Here is a 19,852-nt window from a genome sequence, read left to right on the forward strand (position 1 = left end):
TTTTATATTCGTTTGGCGTTATCCCGTATCTCTTCTTAAATACTTTAATATAATATCCAAAATCTTTATAGCCTACCATTTCTGCTATTTCATACTGCTTGTACTTATTTTCCTGAATAAACTGTTCTACATGACGAAAGCGTACGTCTGTCAGATATTCAAGAAAGCTCTGTCCTGCATATCGTTTTAAAAGACGGCTTACATATGTGCGGCTCACGTGGAATTTTTCAGTTAAATCCTCCATAGACAAATCTTCTGAATAATTTTTATCTATATACTGCAAAATGCTTTGTACAAGCTTTTTATTTCTCTCGTCAGCTCCTTCTGTATTCTGCTTAATCATAGTTTCAAACAGAGAAAGAAGACATTCTACCACCCTTTCTGTATTTTGGCATTCCGAAATTCTTCGTACTCCATCTTGTAAAACCGATACATTCCAGTTTTTATTTTGAATTTCACTTTCCACGGCACATGTGTATGGAAATTTCATACAGCTTATCAAAAGCTCCATAGCAGAAAACTTTACTGCCGAAATATTCTGCGGAGCCCTGCTGTAAATCATCCGTAGTTCCTCTTCTGCTTTTAGAAAACTCTCCTGAAAAAGCAGCATCATAAAGTGTGTTTTCTCTCCCGTCGTAATCACAAATTCTTCCTGATTTTCATATTGCATTTCATCATACTTAAGAATCACATTTTTTCCCAGATATACACATTGACGACATGCTTTCTGCGCCTGCCTGTACTGCACATTTGCAAGATACCCGTCTTCGCATATGCTGCTGATGCCAAAATTCATGGAAAAATTCAAATATTTGTCCATTTCCTGCTGAATTTCCGCACATGCCTCTACAACCCGCTTTATACACTCCAAATTCTCTTCCTCTTTCGGAAACATAAGAATAAAATTATACTCCATAGCTGCCGTATTATAGTCACTAAGCACCTCCATTTGAAACTTATGAAAAATTTCCTCAAAAATATTAATACAGGCAAATTCCTCAATCCATTTATCGCATTTATCAATACGTTCTTCCTTAAATTTTCTTCCTACGCAGACAAGATATTTTTCTATATGAAGATGAAAGGAATCCTCCTGAGCTCGCATCTCCGCTCTTCCCTGAATACGTCCGTGAAGAAGATTTCCTACAAATTTAGAGCGAAGTTCCGGAAGAGAACTTTGAAAATATTTCTGTAAATCATGTACCTGTTTCTGCTTTGCTTTTTTCTCCCGGATTTCTTCTGAAAGACGCAGTATCATCTCCTTCATACCTTCATAATCCACCGGTTTTAAAAGATATTCTTTCACGCCAATGCGAATGGCCTGCTGTGCATATTTAAAATTATCATACCCTGTTAAAATTACAACTGTAGTATCCGGATATTTCTCCTTCGCCCTTCCGGAAAATTCCAGCCCATCCATTCCCGGCATTTTAACGTCACTTAAAATCAAATCCGGAACCGTCTCTTCCAGCTTTCTCATTCCCTCGACTCCGTTTTTTGCAACTGCTGCCACTTTACACCCATAATCTTTCCAGGGAAACGAACAAAGTCCGTCAAGTATAATCGGCTCATCATCTAATATCATTACCTGAAGTTCCATCTGCAACTGTCCTCCTTATTTCTTCAAAAGGAATTCTTAACACAACTTTTGTTCCTTTTCCCTCTTCTGATTCAATATTGATTTCTGCAGATTTATGATACACATAATCCATTCTCTTTTTCACAGCATAAATTCCAAGACGGGTATGTGTTTCTCCTGCTCCTGTTTTTCTCTCTTCTGTATTTTCAAACAGATTCGTAAGCTTCTCTTCTGTCATCCCCACTCCGTTATCTTCTATTGTAAACACAGCCATATTTCCTCTTTTCACTCCGGTAACCAGCAAAAAACAATCCCAGGTAGCATTTTCCACACCATGAACAACTGAATTTTCCACCAGAGTCTGTATTGTCATTTTAGGAATCTGAAGATCATAAAGTATCTCATCGACTTCTATATAAGAAGTAAATCTATCCCCGTACCTTGTCTCCTGTATATAAAGGTAATCCTGTATATATTTGATTTCTTCCCGAACCGTTACCATGCTCTTTTTATTACTGATGCTTGCCCTCATAAGGCTGCTGATTGCAGTAACCATGTGGCAGATTTTTTCCTCCCCCTTCTTTCTCGCCATCCAGTTTATAGTATCTAAAACATTATACAGAAAATGGGGATTTATCTGTGCCTGTAATGCCTGAAATTCAATATCTTTATTCGTAGTTTCCATCTCTACCAGCTGTTTTAAAAGTCTTTCTATTTCTTCAATCGTGTGATTAAATACAGAATTCATACTTCCAATTTCATCTGTTCTTCCTTCCGGAAGGCGTACTGTAAAATCTCCGCCTGCAAATCGTTTCATTGCTTTGCTTGTCTGCTCAATTGGTCCTGCAATCCCTCTTGCAAGCACTTTTGTTAATATAATGCAAAGAACAATGCTGACTACAATAAGGACAGACGCTATTTTTTTTAATTCTCCGGCAGTCTTCTCCAATACACTCATGGGAATCATTCCGACCAGAATAAATCCGGTATCTACGCTTTTCTGATATACACAATTATATGTTTTCCCATCCGCTTTCTCCTTGAAGCTTCCATTTATATCAGTAAGTTTTTCTCCCCATAAATCCGAAAAATCTTTTCCATTATTAAAAATCACCTGTTTTTCCTCATCAAGAAGAAAAATTTGAGCTGCCAGAGACTCTCTTGCAGATGCTGCCATCTTTTCCAGATAATCCACTTTGATAGATGCTCTCAGGATTCCCAAAGGCTCCATTGTCAACGCATCTTTTATCTGTTTTGCGATATATATCACATCTTTATCTTCTTCTCTGTCGTAATAATAAACGCAGCTTCCATTTGCTTCTTCCGCCATACTGCAGACGGTTTCTTCTATATTCTCTTTTTTCTGACGTTCATTTGAAAGAAGATGATTCGCCCCATTATAGCCATAAAGCTGAATATCCTTCATATAAACGCTGGTATATCCCTGTAAAAGAAGTCTTCGTATCTGTCCCGCCCTTGAATAATAAGAATATCGTTCCGTCCCATCTGAACGATAAGGTTCATCTGATTCCAGTTCTTCCTGAACCACATTATTATTTGCTATGTAATCAAAAGAGTTCTCTACCAGTTGAAAATAGTGATCCAGATTTACAGATAATTCTTCGATCACTCCCGCTGACTGTTTTCTTGTCTGAGCTGTCACAATTCTTGCTGCCGCTATATATAATGAAAGGCTGGCTGATAATATTAAAATGAGACTGATTCCTACTGTACAATATAGCAATTTTCTTTGTATGCTGAGATTTATAAACCACTTTTTGACACCTCGCATCTGCACACACCTCCGGTTCTTTTTATGTCGTATTTATCCCATAATAGCATAATTATCTGCAACATTCCATTTATCGTTTCACTTTCTCCCACTGCATTTTTCCGCTCTTCTTCTCATCTAGGCTTACTTTTCCCAGACCATAATAACCCCCAAACACAATTTTTAAATATTTCGCCTACACTCCCCTTGCAACTATGCTATAATATGACATATCAGAAGAAAATCACCTGGACTGCATAGCAGACATTTGATTTTCCTCACAAACCATAAAGGAGACAACTAATATGAATCAGAAACGTGAATGCGGGGTTCTGCTTCCTGTAAGCAGCCTGCCCTCAAAATACGGAATCGGCTGCTTTTCCAAAAGCGCCTATGACTTTGTGGATGCATTAAAAGAAGCAGGACAGAGCTGCTGGCAGATTCTACCTCTTGGACCGACAAGCTACGGGGATTCCCCCTATCAGTCCTTTTCCACCTTTGCCGGAAATCCTTATTTTATCAGCCTGGAGGACTTAATCGAAGAGGGTGTCCTCACAAAAAAAGAATGCGACCGCGCAGATTTTGGAAAAAACAAAACAAGTATCGACTATGCCAAAATCTATAAAAGCCGGACTACCCTTCTTCGCAAGGCATACGAGCGAAGCAAAATCAGTGAAAATCCAGATTTTGTAGAATTTCAGCAGAAAGAAGGCTGGTGGCTTAAGGATTACGCACTTTTTATGGCTGTAAAAGAACGTTTTGACGGAGAACCCTGGAGCGAATGGGCGGAGGATATTCGCTTCCGCTGGCAGAACGCCTTGGATTACTACAGAAGAGAATTATACTTTGACATTGAATTTCAGGAATATATGCAGTTTAAATTCTACGAGCAGTGGAAAAAATTAAAAGCTTACGCCAATAAAAAAGGAATCCGAATCATCGGAGACATTCCTATCTATGTGGCAATGGACAGCGCAGATACATGGGCAAGCCCGTGGCTCTTTAAATTAGATGAAAAAAATCAGCCCACACAGGTAGCAGGCTGCCCGCCTGACGGATTTTCCGCAACAGGACAGTTATGGGGAAATCCGCTTTATAACTGGGAGATTCACAGACAGTCCGGCTTTGACTGGTGGGTCAAGCGGATCGAGCACTGCTTCTCCATGTACGACATCGTGCGCATTGACCATTTCCGTGGTTTTGACGAATATTATGCCATTCCATTTGGAGATAAAACAGCAGAAAACGGCTGGTGGGAAAAAGGTCCCGGCATGGATTTATTCCGCGCCATTTCAAACCGCCTTGGAGAAAGAGAAATTATTGCGGAGGATCTCGGCTTTATGACAGACTCTGTTATTAAGCTTGTGGAAGATTCCGGCTATCCAAATATGAAGGTCATTGAATTTGCCTTTGACGAGCGTGACACAGGAAATGCCAGCGATTATCTTCCTCACAATTATCCGAGAAACTGCGTGGTATACACAGGAACACACGACAACGAAACGCTCGTTGGCTGGTTTAAGGACATTGCGCCCGGTGAGCAGAAGCAGGTTCGGGAATACTTAAATAACTTCCACGACAGCGACAAAGAAATTTATAAGGATATTATCTGCCTTGTTATGAGAAGCGTGGCAAATCTCTGCATCATTCCCCTGCAGGATTATCTGGGACTTGGGAATGATGCACGTATTAACAAACCGTCCACACTTGGCTGCAACTGGAAGTGGAGAATGACAGAAGGGCAGTTTTCAAAAGAGCTTCGTGCAGAAATGAGAGCTCTTGCCAAACGGTACGGTCGGCTGAATACAAAAGGAGTGTAATCCTATGAGGCTTAATACATTCTGTCTCTGCTGCCAGATCAACAAGCAGGCTTCCATGATTGGCAGCTTCCCGGACGAAAAAAAGAAGCTTGCCTATATGCAGGACGTCCTCTCCCGGCTTACAAACCTTCAGGAGGACGACAACTCTCCAAGCCTTTATACAGAATTTCAGAAACGCTTTACAAAAACATGGGGAATTGCGCCAAAAGATTACACGAAATTAAAAAAAGAATTTAATCAGCTTATGATGGATCTGGAAGAAGAACTGATGCGCTCCATACAGGAAAGCAGCGATCCTCTGGAGCGCGCGCTGATCTACTCCAGAATCGGCAATTACATTGACTTTGCCGCCCTTTCTCATGTAAAAAAAGAGGAGCTTTTGTCTCTTATTGAGGAGGGAAAAAGAGAAGCTCTTGATAAAGAAGAATACCGGCATTTCTGCGAAGAGCTTGTCTCTGCCCGCTCTCTTGTTTACCTTACAGACAACTGCGGCGAAATTGTTCTTGATAAGCTGGTGATCCGTATTTTAAAGGAGCGCTTTCCGAATCTTGATATTCAGGTTATTGTAAGAGGTTTTCCTGCAGCCAATGACGCAACAATGGAGGACGCTCTCATGTGCGGTCTTACAGAACTTGTGCCTGTCATCGGAAACGGAAACGATGTGGGCGGCACATGGCTTCCCCACATCAGCGAAGAAAGCCTCTTTCTCATTGAAAATGCCGATGTGATCATCTCAAAGGGGCAGGGAAATTTTGAAACCCTTCACGGCTGCGGTCTTAATATTTACTATCTGTTCTTATGTAAATGCGAATGGTTTATGAGAATGTTCCAGGCAGAGAAATTTCAGGGAATGTTTGTAAACGAAAACAGGATTTCATCGGATTGCTGATTCTTTTGACATAATGACGAAAAATCACTTCTGCTTTTTTCGTCATTATGTCAAGAAGCTGCAAAAAACTTTGTACAATTCTTCTCTAGCCCTTTTTTCCTGTTTTCGTTATACTGTTTACAGTGAATAACACAGAAAACTATAACAGTTTATATAATAATTTTTTTTGGAGGAAAGCAAAATGGCAAGTTTATCTTTACAGCACATTAACAAAACTTATCCAAACGGTTTCCAGGCAGTTAAGGATTTCAACCTGGACATCGAAGACAAAGAGTTCATCATTTTCGTAGGTCCTTCCGGATGTGGTAAATCCACAACTCTTCGTATGGTTGCAGGACTTGAGGAAATCACAAGCGGTACTTTAAAAATCGGCGATAAAGTTATGAACGATGTTGAGCCGAAAGACCGTGATATTGCAATGGTATTCCAGAACTACGCTCTGTATCCACATATGACAGTTTATGACAACATGGCTTTCGGTCTGAAACTTCGTAAAGTTCCGAAAGATGAAATTGATAAAAAAGTTCGTGAGGCAGCAAGAATCCTTGACCTTGACAAACTGCTTGACCGTAAACCGAAAGCTCTTTCCGGTGGTCAGAGACAGCGTGTTGCTATGGGACGTGCTATCGTTCGTGATCCGAAGGTATTCCTTATGGACGAGCCGCTGTCAAACCTGGACGCAAAACTTCGTGTTCAGATGCGTATTGAGATTTCCAAGCTGCACCAGAGACTGGGCGCAACCATCATCTACGTAACACATGACCAGACCGAGGCTATGACGCTTGGTACCAGAATCGTTGTTATGAAAGACGGTATCGTTCAGCAGGTAGATTCTCCGCAGAACCTTTACAATCATCCGGGCAACCTGTTCGTAGCAGGATTCATCGGATCTCCGCAGATGAACTTCATGGATGCTGTTGTAAACGTAAAGGGCAACGATGTAGACCTGAAGGTTGGCAGCTTTGACATCAAGCTTCCGGCTGCAAAGGCAAAAGCTCTCATCGACGGCGGATATGCTGGAAAGACGGTTGTTATGGGTATTCGTCCGGAAGATGTACATGATGATGCGGCATTTGTTGCAGCTCATCCGGATACCAAGATTGAAGCTACCATCAGAGTATACGAGCTGCTTGGTGCAGAAGTATTCCTGTATTTCGATCTGGAGAACTTCCCGATGACGGCACGTGTAAACCCGACGACCACAGCAAGAACAGGCAGCAATGTTACATTTGCGCTGGATGCAGACAAGATCCACGTATTCGACAAAGAGACAGAACTTACCATCACAAACTAGTATTTATAGATATTTCGGGAGATGCTTATGCGGCATCTCCCTTTTTTGCAGCGAACTCAACTCTTGTGGCACCTTCTTATTCATGGTATACTTATAATATAGGATCGTTGGGGCTTTTGACCCCGACATCATACTTGTAACCCCAAAAGAGGAAAACCTATGAAAAGATCATTTTTCCCGGTCACGGCGGGCATTTTACTGTGTGCCGCGCTGACCATCGGCATGTGGATTTATTTTCAAAGCAGCACACGCAGCATCGACCTGCAGGAGAACGGTACACAGGAAAGGTACGACCGGCATTATGTGCTTCTGGCGGACGGTATGCGCTCCAGTCTGTGGCAGGAGGTGTACGAGAGCGCCCGGGAGGAAGCCCTGAAAAGCGGCGCATACCTGGAGCTGGTAAACTCTGATACAATGACAGATTATACACTGGAGGATTATCTGAAAGTCAGTATTGCGTCCAAGGTGGACGGCATTATCATGCAGCCGACGGGGGAGCAGAAAATACGCGACCTTATCCACGAGGCGACGGAAAACGGCATCCCGGTGGTAACGGCGCTGGAGGATGACCCGGAGAGCGAGCGCATCAGCTTTGTCGGGATAAACAGCTACCAGATGGGAACGGCATATGGCGAAGAAATTCTGCGGCTTTTGAAGAAAGCGCGCACCAGCGTATTGATTCTGGTAAATTCGCATACGCGCGACACCGGCACGAATCTGGTGCTTTCGCAGATATCAAACGTGGTGAAGGAAGGGGCAGGCGCGGACCGCACGGTAGATATTTCCGTTTATGATATAGATATTTCCGGAAACTTTGACTCTGAGGAGGCAATCCGTGACATTTTTGTAAACCGTGGGAATATCCCGGACATCCTGGTCTGTCTTGACGAAATCATTACGGAGTGTGCCTGTCAGGCGGTGGTTGACTATAATCAGGTGGAAAATGTGGACGTTATCGGGTATTACACCTCAGATACGATTCTGGACGGCATCAGAAAGGGCACCGTCACAACGACGGTTTCCTTCAGCACGGAGGAAATCGGCCGTTACAGCGTGGATGCGCTGGAGGAATATTATTCTCTGGGGCACGTGAGCAATTATTTTAACGTCGGGCTGAATGTCGTGAGCCAGCAGAACATTAACACATTCCCTGTCGGGGAAAGCGGGCAGGAGGGATGAAATGTGGAAAAAACTGAGAATAACAGACAGGAATAAATCCATCCAGAGCAAGCTGATCTGGACGCAGGTGCTTATGATGGTCTGCATTTTATTAATGAATCTGTTTATCTACCAACAGATTAATCAGACGGTTCAGCGCATCGACGCCGTGTTTTCCAGCAATGTGACGGTCAATGAGCTTTCCGGGACGCTGGAGCAGATACAGAACAACGTGTATGAGTATCTGACAACGAAAAGCTCCGCTGCGCTTGAAGACTATTACCGCTATGAGCAGGAATACCGGACGATGATTGAGCGGCTGAACAGCCAGAATATGGACAGCGAAGTTAAGATGCTGGAGAAAAATATCCGCAATATGTCCGAGACATATCTTGAATGTACGAATGACACCGTGCAGGCAAAGCGTGGGCGCAATGTGGAGAAGTACAAGCTGCTCTACGAAGAAGAGACGCAGCTTTACGAGTACATCAATACCTATATGTACAAGCTGAATAACCTGCGGTTTCACCTTAATTCCAGCAATTACCAGGTGCTTCTGCACGTGATGAGCATTCTGGAAATTATGAGCATCCTTATGATCGGAGTCGTCGGGCTGATCTGCACCTTTATAGCGGTGGCTGTCATACGAAACATGATCAGACCGCTGACAGGTCTGTCCGTGGCGGCGAATGAGGTGGCGCAGGGGAATTTCGAGGTGGAATTTCCGGCGGTTATCTCGGACGACGAGGTGGGAATCGTGACAAACGCCTTTCACCAGATGGTCGACAGCATTAAGGAATATATTGAAAAGCAGCGCGTCAGCATGGAAAACGAGGCGATGATGAAGGAGAGGGAACTTTCCATGGAAGCGCATTTAAAGGAAGCGCAGCTTAAATACCTGCAGGCGCAGATCAATCCGCATTTTCTGTTTAACTGCCTGAACGCCGGGGCGCAGCTTGCGGCGATGGAGGACGCCGAGCGGACGGCTGTCTTTGTGGCGAAAATGGCGGATTTTTTCCGCTATAACGTGCGCAAGATGGAAGAAGACGCCAACCTCTACGAGGAAATCGAGGCGGTGGATAACTATATTTACATATTAAATGTGAGATTTGCAGGGGATCTCTGTTACGAAAAAGAGATTGACAGTGACGTAGAAAATATCCGTGTGCCGAGCATGATTCTGCAGCCAATCGTGGAAAATGCCGTGCAGCACGGTGTCCGCGACCGCATGGAGAATGCCAGGATCTGGCTGCGCGTGGCGCGCGAGGAGGGGCAGCTCTGCGTGACGGTGCGCGATAACGGTGTCGGCATGACGGAGGCGCAGATCCAGGCGGTGCTTTCCGGAAATATCCGCCAGGAGCGCAGGGAAGGGGATTCCACCGGAATCGGTCTGGATAATGTGATAAACCGGTTAAAGCTGTATTACAACCGGGAAGGTCTTTTCGATATTTACAGCGAGGGACCGGAAAAAGGAACGGAAGTGACGATTTTGCTTCCGCTGGAAACAGAGGCAGGAGGAACGGATGTATCGGATATTAATAGCTGATGATGAGGGAATTATGCTGGAATCCCTGAAGAATATTATTTCTCAGAATTTCGGAGGACAGTGCGAGGTGGTGACGGCAAAATCGGGGCGGATCGTTATCGAACAGGCGGAGATCTGCCACCCGGATATCGTGTTTATGGATATCCAGATGCCGGGGATCAACGGCATCCAGGCGATTAAAGAGATAAGGAAGTTTAACACGTCGGCATTATTTTATGTGATTTCCGCGTATGACAAATTTGATTACGCGAAGGAAGCGCTCAACCTGGGTGTGGAAAAATACCTCACCAAGCCGATTACAAAAAGCACGGTTATCGCTGTTGTGGAAGAGGCGATGAAGAAGGTGGACCAGAATCGCAAGGTGCGCAGCGACCAGCTTCAGATACAGGAAAAGCTGGAGATTATCGTTCCGGTGGTGGAGAGCGGTTTTGTAAACAATGTGATGTTTCAGAATGACGCCAGCGATATGGATTACTACAGGCTCCTGCTGGACATCAGGGAGGACTATGGATATGTGATGGCTATCCAGTTCGGCACTTCGATAGAAAACGGCAGGCTTATCAGTCCGGTCGGCATGAACATTAAGGCGCAGGAGTTTTATCCGGAGCTTTCCGCAATTATCAAATCATACTTTCATTGTATTACCGGTCCGATGATGTCAAACCGGGTGGTTGCGGTGGTGCCCCATGCCGGGGATGCGATTCCGTATGACGAGCGCATTCGTATCATCGAGACGGCGAGGGAGATGGCGAACCGTCTGGAGGAGCGTCTGGAGGCGAAATTCCGCGTGGGTATCGGCAGAATCCGCAGGCTGGAGGAGCTGAGCGGTTCTTACCAGGAGGCGGTGCGCGCGCTCAGCGACCAGATCAGCCGGGTCGTTCACGCGGAGGATCTGCGGCTGGAGGGAAATTATGAGGAATCCTTTCCGGTGGACACGGAAAATAAGCTTTTCCGTATGCTGCTGAAAGGGGACTTAAATGGAATGGTGTCGGCGGCGAATCAGTTTTTTGACTGGATGGTGAAATGTTACCCGGAGGATAAAAATAATATTCGCCTGAAGGTGCTGGAGTTTGTCACCTGGGGCGAGCGCGAGGCGTTCCATGTGGGAGCGATGAATTATGGCTTTAATTCACGCCGCGGTTATCTGGATACGGTGATGGCGCTGGAGGATTACGAGGAGATCCGCGCGTGGTTCCTGGAAAAAATGATGCAAACGTGCTACAGCATCCGCGACAAAAATGAGGACCGTTCGGAGTCGCTGGTGGAAAAAGCGCGCAGCTATATGCAGGAAAATTACAGCAGGGACATTTCGCTGGACGACGTTTCGAAGGAAGTAAACGTCAGCCCGTATTACTTCAGCAAGATCTTCAAGGAGGAGTCCGGGGAAAATTTCACGGAGTACCTGACGAAAATCCGCATCAATAAGGCGAAGGAGCTGCTGGAGGATGCGGAGCTTTCCATCAAGGAGATCGGCGTGATGAGCGGCTACACCGATCCGAATTATTTCAGCAGGATTTTTAAAAAGCACACGGGGATAACTCCAAGGGAGTACAGGGAAAGGTATTGCGGATGAGCATGGAAAAACGGATGCGAAGATGGCTGTTTTTTGTGATGCTGGCACTTGCGCTGACAGGCTGCGGCAACAGCAGACAGGAAAATGAGAATACGGTGGAGAGAGACGCTCCGATGCAGATCGGGCTGAGCTTTGATTCATTTGTGATCGAGCGCTGGACGCGTGATCGCGATATGTTCGTCTCGACGGCGCAGGGTATGGGCGCGCAGGTGAATGTGCAGGTAGCGAACGGTGATGTGCAGGAGCAGATATCGCAGATTGAATATTTTATAAAGAAGAAAATGGACGTGATCGTGGTGATCGCGATTGACGGAAATGCGCTGACGGATGTCATGAAAAAGGCACAGGAGGAAGGCATAAAGATTATCAGCTATGACCGTCTGATCGACAATGCCAACGCGGATCTCTACATCTCCTTTGATAATGAGATGGTGGGGACGCTGATGGGCGAGAGGCTGGCGGCGGAATGTCCGGAGGGTGGAAATATTTTTACGATCAACGGATCGCCGACGGATAACAATGTGACGGATGTGGTGAAAGGCTTCACGGAAGCGATCGAGGGAACGGGGCTGCGGATAGTGTACACAAATTATTGTGATAACTGGCTCGCAGAGCTTGCGTATGATATGGTAAACGAGGGGCTTTCGCAGACGGACGACATTGTGGGTGTGATGTGCGGAAACGACGACCTTGCAAGCCAGGCGATCAAGGCGCTCGCGGAAAACCGCCTTGCCGGGAAGGTACCGGTGGTCGCGCAGGACGCGGAGCTTTCCGCCTGCCAGCGCATCGTCGAGGGCACGCAGACCATGACGGTGTACAAACCGGTGGAGGAGCTTGCGAAAAAGGCGGCGGAATTTGCGGTGAAAATCGGACGGGGTGAGGATATCACGGCGGAAATTGATGGGAAAACTGCTTTCGATGGAACCTACGACGTACCGTGTTATTACATTGAGCCGATAGCGGTCACGGCGGAAAATATGGACGACACGATCATCGAGGATGGATTTCACCGGGCGGAGGACGTGTATTTAAATATTCATTGAAGCAAAAAAATACCTGTTTTAGTGATCCGGAAATATCACAAAAGACAGGTATTTTTTCTCAAATTTTTGTAAATTTAACGGATTTGGCGAGTTAGCGGTTGCGAAAATAAAAAAAATGATTTATCATAAAACAAGAACCTTTACAGCCAATATGATGTTAGGAGGGAACACATGATTTCAGGGCAGGTAATACAGACATCCATAGATGAACTGCGCGCGATCACAAGAATCGATCTGTGCGTTTCAGATTTAGAGGGAAATGTTGTCGCTTCCACGATGCCGGAGGACGACATGCAGCGCGAGGCGATCCAGTTTTTCGTAAATTCGGCGGCGGACAGCCAGGTAATGCAGGGATACCACTTTTTTAAGATTTTGGACGACGGCGTTCCGGCGTATGTGCTGGTTGCGCGTGGTAACGGCGAGGACGCATACATGATTGGAAAAATCGGCGTCAGCCAGATCCAGAATCTCATTATTGCATATAAAGAGCGCTATGATAAAAATAATTTTATCCAGAATCTTTTGCTGGACAATCTTCTGCTGGTTGATATCTACAACCGCGCGAAGAAGCTTCATATTGATATAGAAGCAAAGCGCATCGTTTATCTGATCGAGACGCGTCAGGAAAAGGATACCAGTGCGCGCGAGCTGGTAAAGACAATGTTCGCAGGAAATCCGCGTGATTTTATCACGGCGGTTGACGAAAAGAGCATTATTCTTGTGAAGGAGCTGGCGGAGGATGAGGATTATGAAGCGGCGGAGCAGGTGGCAAAGACGCTTCTGGACATGCTGAACAGTGAGGCGATGTCGCAGGTGCGCGTTGCCTATGGCACGATCATCCATGAGATCCGTTCTATTTCCAAGTCCTACAAAGAAGCGAAGATGGCGCTGGATGTAGGAAAGATTTTTTACGAGGACAAAAAAGTCATCGCATACAGCACGCTCGGGATCGGTCGTCTGATCTATCAGCTTCCGCTTCCGCTGTGCGAAATGTTTATGAACGAGGTGTTCGGCGGCCAGCAGCTTCCGGATTCTCTGGATGAGGAAACGCTGACGACGATTAATAAATTCTTTGAGAACAGTCTGAATGTTTCCGAGACCTCCAGACAGCTCTACATACACCGCAACACGCTGGTGTATCGTCTGGAAAAGCTGCAGAAGAGCACCGGACTGGATGTGCGTGTATTTGAGGACGCGCTGACTTTCCGCATCGCGCTTATGGTATCAAATTATATGAAGTACATGGAGCGGGAAGAATACTAGGATTGCATACAGGAGGAAAATTATGATTAAATTATATGACGGCGGCGCTTATCTGGTAAACGGTGCTGAGATTATCGAGGATAACGCGGAGGCGGGTGCGAAGATCAGGCAGCTTACCGGAGATGTTCCTGCAAAGGAGGAGGCGGCGAAGGAGACGATCGCCTATGGCATTCTGGAGAGCCACAATGTTTCCGGAAATATGGAGAAGCTGCAGATCAGGTTTGACAAACTGACCTCCCACGACATTACATTTGTCGGAATTATCCAGACGGCGCGCGCGTCGGGGCTGGAGAAATTTCCGGTGCCGTATGTGCTGACGAACTGCCACAACAGCCTCTGTGCGGTCGGCGGGACCATCAACGAGGATGACCACATGTTTGGGCTTACCTGTGCGAAGAAGTATGGCGGTGTTTATGTTCCGCCTCATCAGGCGGTTATCCACCAGTTTGCACGCGAGATGCTTGCAGGCGGCGGCAGAATGATCCTCGGTTCCGATTCTCACACCCGCTACGGCGCGCTCGGCACGATGGCGATGGGCGAGGGCGGACCGGAGCTGGTAAAGCAGCTTCTCTGCAAAACCTACGATATCAACATGCCGAAGGTGGTCGGCGTTTATCTGACCGGCAAACCGATCGCAGGCGTGGGACCGCAGGACGTTGCGCTGGCGATCATCGGTGCAGTGTTTGCGAATGGCTATGTAAATAATAAGGTGATGGAATTTGTGGGACCGGGCGTTGCGAACCTGAGTGCAGATTTCCGCATCGGCATCGACGTTATGACGACCGAGACCACCTGCCTGTCCTCTATCTGGCAGACGGACGACACCATTAAGGAATTTTACGAAATCCATGAGCGCCCGGAGGACTATAAGGAACTGCAGCCGGGCAAGGTTGCATATTATGACGGTATGATCTGCGTGGATCTCTCCGAAATCCGCCCGATGATCGCAATGCCGTTCCATCCGAGCAACACCTATACGATCGAAGAATTGAATGCGAATCTTGACGATATCCTGGCGGATGTGGAAAAGCGTGCGCTGGTGAGCCTGGACGGTGCGGTTGATTTCACGCTGCGTGATAAGGTGCGCGACGGCAGACTGTACGTGGAACAGGGCATCATCGCGGGCTGCGCGGGCGGCGGCTTTGAAAATATCTGTGCGGCAGCCGATATTTTAAAAGGCGCTTCTATTGGAGCGGATGAGTTTACACTGAGCATTTACCCGGCGAGCACGCCGATTTATATGGAGCTGGCAAAGAACGGCAGACTTGCCGATCTGATGGCGACCGGTGCGATTGTAAAGACGGCATTCTGCGGACCGTGCTTCGGCGCGGGCGATACGCCGGCAAACAATGCGTTTAGTATCCGTCATTCCACAAGAAACTTCCCGAACCGCGAGGGAAGCAAGCTGCAGAGCGGACAGATTTCCTCTGTTGCTCTGATGGATGCCCGATCGATCGCAGCGACGGCGGCGAACAAGGGCTATCTGACGGCGGCGACTGACATTGATGCAAACTACACGAATCCGAAATATTTCTTTGACAGCACGATTTACAAGAACCGCGTCTTTGACAGTAAGGGCGTGGCGGACCCGTCCGTGGAGATCAAATTTGGTCCGAACATCAAGGACTGGCCGGCGATGCCGGAGCTGACGAAGAATCTGGTTCTGAAAGTGGTTTCCGAGATCCATGACCCGGTGACGACGACGGACGAGCTGATCCCGTCCGGCGAGACCTCCTCCTACCGTTCCAACCCGCTCGGTCTGGCAGAGTTTACGCTTTCCAGAAAGGATCCGGCGTATGTGGGACGCGCAAAGGAAATCCAGAAGGTGGAAAAAGCCCGCGAGGCAGGCGAGTGCATCGGCGAGGCGTTCCCGGAAATCTGCAAAGTGATGCAGAAGATAAAGGAAGTTTTCCCGGAAACCTGCAAGAAGAACACCGGTTTTGGCAGCACCATTTTTGCCGTGAAACCGGGCGACGGTTCCGCGCGTGAGCAGGCGGCTTCTTGTCAGAAGGTGCTCGGCGGCTGGGCAAACATCGCCAACAGCTACGCTACCAAGCGCTATCGCTCCAACCTTATCAACTGGGGTATGATGCCCTTCCTTATCGACGAGGGCGAGCTTCCGTTCAAAAACGGCGACTACCTGTTTATCCCGGACATTCGCGAGGCGGTAGAGGGCGGAACCACGGAGATAAAGGCATATGTGGTCGGAGATAGTTTAAAAGAATTTACCTTAAAGCTCGGCGAAATGACCGACGATGAACGCACGATCATTCTCGACGGATGCCTGATCAATTACTATAGACACTGATAACAGACCTCCCGCGGAAGGCGAAAGCCGGATGCGGGAGGTTCGTTTGTAAGGACATTCCCAAAGGTCCAGAAAAAGCGATTCTGCGGCAGGCAGGATTTAGGCAGACACAGAAATAAAACGAGAAAAATTTTCAATGGCGGTGGATTGCCTTGCAGGATATCTCTATTCTTGTAAAATGGATGGGGAACCTGTTCCGGATGCTTCTGAATTAAGTGATTCTTTGCTTGCGGATGTTCAGCGTGAGCTGGAGTTGGATGTGCAGGAAGAGTTTGTGAATATGGTTGCTGTAGATGTGGAAGAATATGCCAGACAGCATTTTAACAAATCGGTAAAAAAGACATTGACAATTCCGGCGTGGCTGAATAAGGCGGCGATGGAGCAGAATATTAATTTTTCTCAGGTGCCGCGTGATGTTTGCTGCTGATGCTGATCAGCAATGAAAAGTTGGAATGCGGGATAGGAGAATAATAATGGGCTTATATGAAGAAATCGAACGGTATCAGCCATTTAACGAGCAGGAAACGCGTGACCGGGAGCTGATGCTGCGCTACATCAGGAGCTGCTCTGATTATCTGGAGAGGGAAAATCTGGTGGCGCATTTTTCGGCGTCCACATGGACGGTCAATAAAGAACATACGAAGATCCTGATGGTGTATCATAATATTTATGATTCCTGGTCATGGAGCGGCGGACATGCGGACGGGATCGGGGATCTGGCGTCCGTGGCGCTGCGGGAGCTTACGGAGGAGACCGGCGTAAAGCATGCGTCGCTGGTCAGCCGGGACATTTTCAGCCTGGAAAGTCTGACGGTGGATGGTCACATAAAAAGAGGCATGTATGTGCCAAGTCATCTGCATCTGAATGTCACTTATCTTGCGGAAGCGGACGAAAAAGATACGCTGCTGGTAAACGAAGAAGAAAATCAGGCGGTGAAATGGTTTTCTTTTGAGGAGGCGCTGACGGCGCCGAGCGAGAAGTGGATGGTCGATCGGATATATAAAAAGCTTGTAGAAAAATGCAGACGTCTGGCATGAAACCAAATTATGCAACAGCAGTCAAAAGATACCACAAACGGCACTTTTATGAGTGTCGTTTTTCGTTATAATTATTATATGATGGAGACTCATTTTTCGGGTAACTCATATGATTTTGGGTATTGCATAAAAGGGGGAAAGCTTAAATGAGATATGGATATTTTGACGAGAAGAACCGGGAATACTGCATTGACCGCGTCGACGTGCCGGTTTCCTGGACGAATTACATCGGGGTGGAGGATATGTGTGCGGTGGTGAACCACACGGCGGGCGGTTATCTTTTTTACAAGACGCCGCAGTATCACCGCATCACACGATTCCGTCCGAACGGGGTGCCGATGGACCGTCCGGGGCATTACGTGTATCTGCGCGATGAGGCGGACGGCGATTACTGGAGTATTTCCTGGCAGCCGGTCGGGAAGCCGCTTGATAAAGCAACTTATTGCTGCAGGCACGGGCTTTCTTATTCCACATATGAATGTGAGTACAAGGGGATTAAGGCATCGCAGCGCCTGATGATTCCTCTGGGAGACAACGTGGAGCTGTGGGATGTGAAGATTAAAAATGAGAGCGCCGGGGAGCGGCATTTGAGCGTCTTTTCCTACTGCGAATTTTCATTCCACCATATCGACATGGATAACCAGAACTTCCAGATGAGCCTGTACGCCTCCGGCTCCTCCTGCGAGGACGGCATCATCGAGTACGATTTATTTTATGAGGAGTTTGGCTATCAGTATTTTACGGCAAATTTTGTTCCGGACGGTTTCGACTGTGTGCGCGATAAATTTATCGGCGCGTATCGGACGGAGAGTAATCCGATCGCAGTGGAAAAAGGTGTTTGCGGCGGTACGCATGAAAAGGGCGGAAATCACTGCGGAGCTTTGCAGAAACGCATTATTTTAAAGCCCGGAGAGGAAATCCGGCTGGTGTTTATGCTCGGTGAAGGAAAAAGAGAAGATGCAAAGACAATCCGCGAAAAATATAGTATAATGGAAAATATCGATGAGGCGGCCGAAAAACTGGCGGCGTACTGGGAGGATAAGCTTTCCAGACTGCAGGTAAAGACGCCAAGCGACGACATGAATACTATGCTGAACACCTGGAATCTGTATCAGTCGGAAATTAACATATTGTTTTCGCGCTTCGCGTCCTTTATCGAGGTGGGTGGGCGCACAGGGCTGGGCTATCGCGACACGGCGCAGGATGCTATGACGGTGCCGCATTCGAACCCGGAAAAATGCCGGCAGCGGATCGTTCAGCTTTTAAATGGGCTTGTGTCGAAGGGTTATGGATTGCATTTATTCGATCCGGCATGGTTTGAACCGCAGGAGGAGGCGCGCCCGTTTGCCTCGCCGACGGTGATTCCGGTGCCAGATAAAAACGATCGCATTCATGGCCTGAAGGACACCTGCTCGGACGACGCGCTCTGGCTGATTCCTTCTATCATGGAGTACATCCGGGAGACGGGTGAGAAAGGGTTTCTCGATGAGGTAATCCCCTACGCGGATGAGGGAGAGGGAACCGTTTACGAGCATATGAAGCGGATACTGGATTTCTCTGCGGAGCAGGTCGGCGCGCACGGCGTCTGCCTGGGGCTGCGTGCGGACTGGAACGATTGCCTGAACCTTGGCGGAGGGGAGAGCGCGCTGGTTTCCTTCCTGCATGTGTGGGCGCTGGAGCATTTTCTGGAGGCGGCAAAGCTCAAAGGAATGACAGAGGATATCACGAAATATCACACAATGTACGAGCACGTAAAAACAATATGTCAGACGCAGCTCTGGGATCAGGAGTGGTTTATCCGCGGCATCACAAAAAGCGGACGGCGCATTGGCACCAGCGAGGATAAAGAAGGGAAGATCCATCTGGAATCAAACGCCTGGGCAGTGCTTTCTGGCGCGGCTACGCAGGAGCAGGGCGAGCGGGCAATGGACAGCGTGGACAAATACCTGTACACGCAGTACGGAATTATGCTGAACGGTCCGTCGTACACTGTGCCGGATGAGGAGGTCGGCTTTGTCACCAGGGTGTATCCGGGCGTGAAGGAAAACGGGGCAATCTTCAGCCATCCGAATCCCTGGGCGTGGGCGGCGGAGTGCAGGCTTGGAAGAGGCGACCGCGCAATGAAATTTTATGAGGCATTGTGTCCCTGCAGGCAGAACGACATGATAGAGATCCGTGAGTCGGAGCCGTATTCCTACTGCCAGTTTATCATGGGAAAAGAGCACACGGCATTTGGACGGGCGCGGCATCCGTTCATGACCGGAAGCGGAGGCTGGGCGTATTTTTCAGCAACCAGATACATGCTTGGAATCCGTCCGCAGATGGACGAGCTGCAGATTGATCCGTGTATTCCAAAGGCGTGGGACGGCTTCGAGGCAGTGCGCAAATGGCGGGGCGCCACTTATCATATCCAGGTGAAAAATCCGCAGCATATCTCTAAGGGGGTAAAGGAGATTTCTGTGGACGGGGAGCGGGCAGAAAAAATTCCGGTGTTTGCGGCAGAAACGGAACATGAGATTGTGGTAATCATGGGGTGATGTGTACAGAAAGCTATATTGCAGCACAGAAGGA

14 protein-coding genes are annotated in these 19,852 nt (G+C 47.5%); 12 read left to right on the top strand and 2 right to left on the bottom strand.

What is annotated here, in order from left to right; all coding sequences use genetic code 11:
• A partial coding sequence (locus ACLU9Q_RS12990) for a response regulator transcription factor (RefSeq protein WP_412625385.1) occupies window positions 1-1,600 on the bottom strand: 1,600 nt, incomplete at its 3' end.
• Window positions 1,572-3,242 carry a sensor histidine kinase gene (locus tag ACLU9Q_RS12995; RefSeq protein ID WP_412625386.1) on the bottom strand — a complete coding sequence of 557 codons (1,671 nt, stop codon included), beginning with the start codon at window positions 3,240-3,242 and terminating at the stop codon, window positions 1,572-1,574. The genes ACLU9Q_RS12990 and ACLU9Q_RS12995, both read right to left, overlap by 29 nt.
• Window positions 3,243-3,637: 395 nt before the next feature.
• Here ACLU9Q_RS12995 and malQ point away from each other — a divergent pair, with 395 nt between their 5' ends.
• From malQ to ACLU9Q_RS13055, 12 genes are all read left to right on the top strand, one after another.
• Window positions 3,638-5,170: a 4-alpha-glucanotransferase gene (gene malQ, locus ACLU9Q_RS13000; RefSeq protein WP_412625417.1), complete on the top strand. Its 1,533-nt coding sequence runs from the start codon at window positions 3,638-3,640 to the stop codon at window positions 5,168-5,170.
• Window positions 5,171-5,174: 4 nt separating this feature from the next.
• On the top strand, window positions 5,175-6,059 hold the full coding sequence (locus ACLU9Q_RS13005; protein WP_412625387.1) for a damage-control phosphatase ARMT1 family protein: 885 nt from the start codon (window positions 5,175-5,177) through the stop codon (window positions 6,057-6,059).
• A 181-nt stretch (window positions 6,060-6,240) separates the two neighbouring features.
• Window positions 6,241-7,353 (top strand): ABC transporter ATP-binding protein, encoded by a 1,113-nt coding sequence (locus ACLU9Q_RS13010; RefSeq protein WP_412625388.1) that lies wholly within the window; start codon window positions 6,241-6,243, stop codon window positions 7,351-7,353.
• Window positions 7,354-7,512: 159 nt separating this feature from the next.
• Window positions 7,513-8,532 (top strand): sugar ABC transporter substrate-binding protein, encoded by a 1,020-nt coding sequence (locus tag ACLU9Q_RS13015; protein ID WP_296831858.1) that lies wholly within the window; start codon window positions 7,513-7,515, stop codon window positions 8,530-8,532.
• 1 nt (window position 8,533) lies between these two features.
• Window positions 8,534-10,057 carry a sensor histidine kinase gene (locus ACLU9Q_RS13020; protein WP_296831856.1) on the top strand — a complete coding sequence of 508 codons (1,524 nt, stop codon included), beginning with the start codon at window positions 8,534-8,536 and terminating at the stop codon, window positions 10,055-10,057.
• Entirely contained in the window at window positions 10,035-11,630 is a 1,596-nt protein-coding gene (locus ACLU9Q_RS13025; RefSeq protein WP_296831854.1) for a helix-turn-helix domain-containing protein, read from the top strand. The genes ACLU9Q_RS13020 and ACLU9Q_RS13025 overlap by 23 nt, the downstream gene beginning before the upstream one ends.
• A gap of 2 nt (window positions 11,631-11,632) precedes the next feature.
• Entirely contained in the window at window positions 11,633-12,673 is a 1,041-nt protein-coding gene (locus ACLU9Q_RS13030) for a sugar ABC transporter substrate-binding protein (protein WP_412625418.1), read from the top strand.
• A gap of 171 nt (window positions 12,674-12,844) precedes the next feature.
• Window positions 12,845-13,936, top strand: coding sequence for a PucR family transcriptional regulator (locus tag ACLU9Q_RS13035; protein WP_296831850.1), 1,092 nt, complete (start codon window positions 12,845-12,847; stop codon window positions 13,934-13,936).
• 22 nt (window positions 13,937-13,958) lie between these two features.
• Complete coding sequence (locus ACLU9Q_RS13040; RefSeq protein WP_296908448.1) at window positions 13,959-16,244, top strand: hydratase; 2,286 nt, start codon at window positions 13,959-13,961, stop codon at window positions 16,242-16,244.
• A 136-nt stretch (window positions 16,245-16,380) separates the two neighbouring features.
• A complete protein-coding gene (locus tag ACLU9Q_RS13045; RefSeq protein ID WP_296908450.1) occupies window positions 16,381-16,671 on the top strand; it encodes a hypothetical protein in 291 nt (96 codons plus the stop codon).
• A gap of 46 nt (window positions 16,672-16,717) precedes the next feature.
• Window positions 16,718-17,281, top strand: coding sequence for an NUDIX hydrolase (locus ACLU9Q_RS13050; protein ID WP_296831844.1), 564 nt, complete (start codon window positions 16,718-16,720; stop codon window positions 17,279-17,281).
• Window positions 17,282-17,427: 146 nt separating this feature from the next.
• Window positions 17,428-19,818, top strand: coding sequence for a GH36-type glycosyl hydrolase domain-containing protein (locus ACLU9Q_RS13055; RefSeq protein ID WP_296908452.1), 2,391 nt, complete (start codon window positions 17,428-17,430; stop codon window positions 19,816-19,818).
• Window positions 19,819-19,852 lie beyond the last annotated feature (34 nt).

Source organism: Marvinbryantia sp. (assembly GCF_047017445.1).
Classification (GTDB): Bacteria; Bacillota; Clostridia; order Lachnospirales; family Lachnospiraceae; genus Marvinbryantia.

Coding starts and splice junctions, on each gene's coding strand:
- ACLU9Q_RS13005 (WP_412625387.1), top strand. CDS start 5,175: ATGAGGCTTAATACATTCTGTCTCTGCTGCCAGATCAACAAGCAGGCT.
- ACLU9Q_RS13010 (WP_412625388.1), top strand. CDS start 6,241: ATGGCAAGTTTATCTTTACAGCACATTAACAAAACTTATCCAAACGGT.
- ACLU9Q_RS13015 (WP_296831858.1), top strand. CDS start 7,513: ATGAAAAGATCATTTTTCCCGGTCACGGCGGGCATTTTACTGTGTGCC.
- ACLU9Q_RS13020 (WP_296831856.1), top strand. CDS start 8,534: ATGTGGAAAAAACTGAGAATAACAGACAGGAATAAATCCATCCAGAGC.
- ACLU9Q_RS13025 (WP_296831854.1), top strand. CDS start 10,035: ATGTATCGGATATTAATAGCTGATGATGAGGGAATTATGCTGGAATCC.
- ACLU9Q_RS13030 (WP_412625418.1), top strand. CDS start 11,633: ATGGAAAAACGGATGCGAAGATGGCTGTTTTTTGTGATGCTGGCACTT.
- ACLU9Q_RS13035 (WP_296831850.1), top strand. CDS start 12,845: ATGATTTCAGGGCAGGTAATACAGACATCCATAGATGAACTGCGCGCG.
- ACLU9Q_RS13040 (WP_296908448.1), top strand. CDS start 13,959: ATGATTAAATTATATGACGGCGGCGCTTATCTGGTAAACGGTGCTGAG.
- ACLU9Q_RS13045 (WP_296908450.1), top strand. CDS start 16,381: ATGGCGGTGGATTGCCTTGCAGGATATCTCTATTCTTGTAAAATGGAT.
- ACLU9Q_RS13050 (WP_296831844.1), top strand. CDS start 16,718: ATGGGCTTATATGAAGAAATCGAACGGTATCAGCCATTTAACGAGCAG.
- ACLU9Q_RS13055 (WP_296908452.1), top strand. CDS start 17,428: ATGAGATATGGATATTTTGACGAGAAGAACCGGGAATACTGCATTGAC.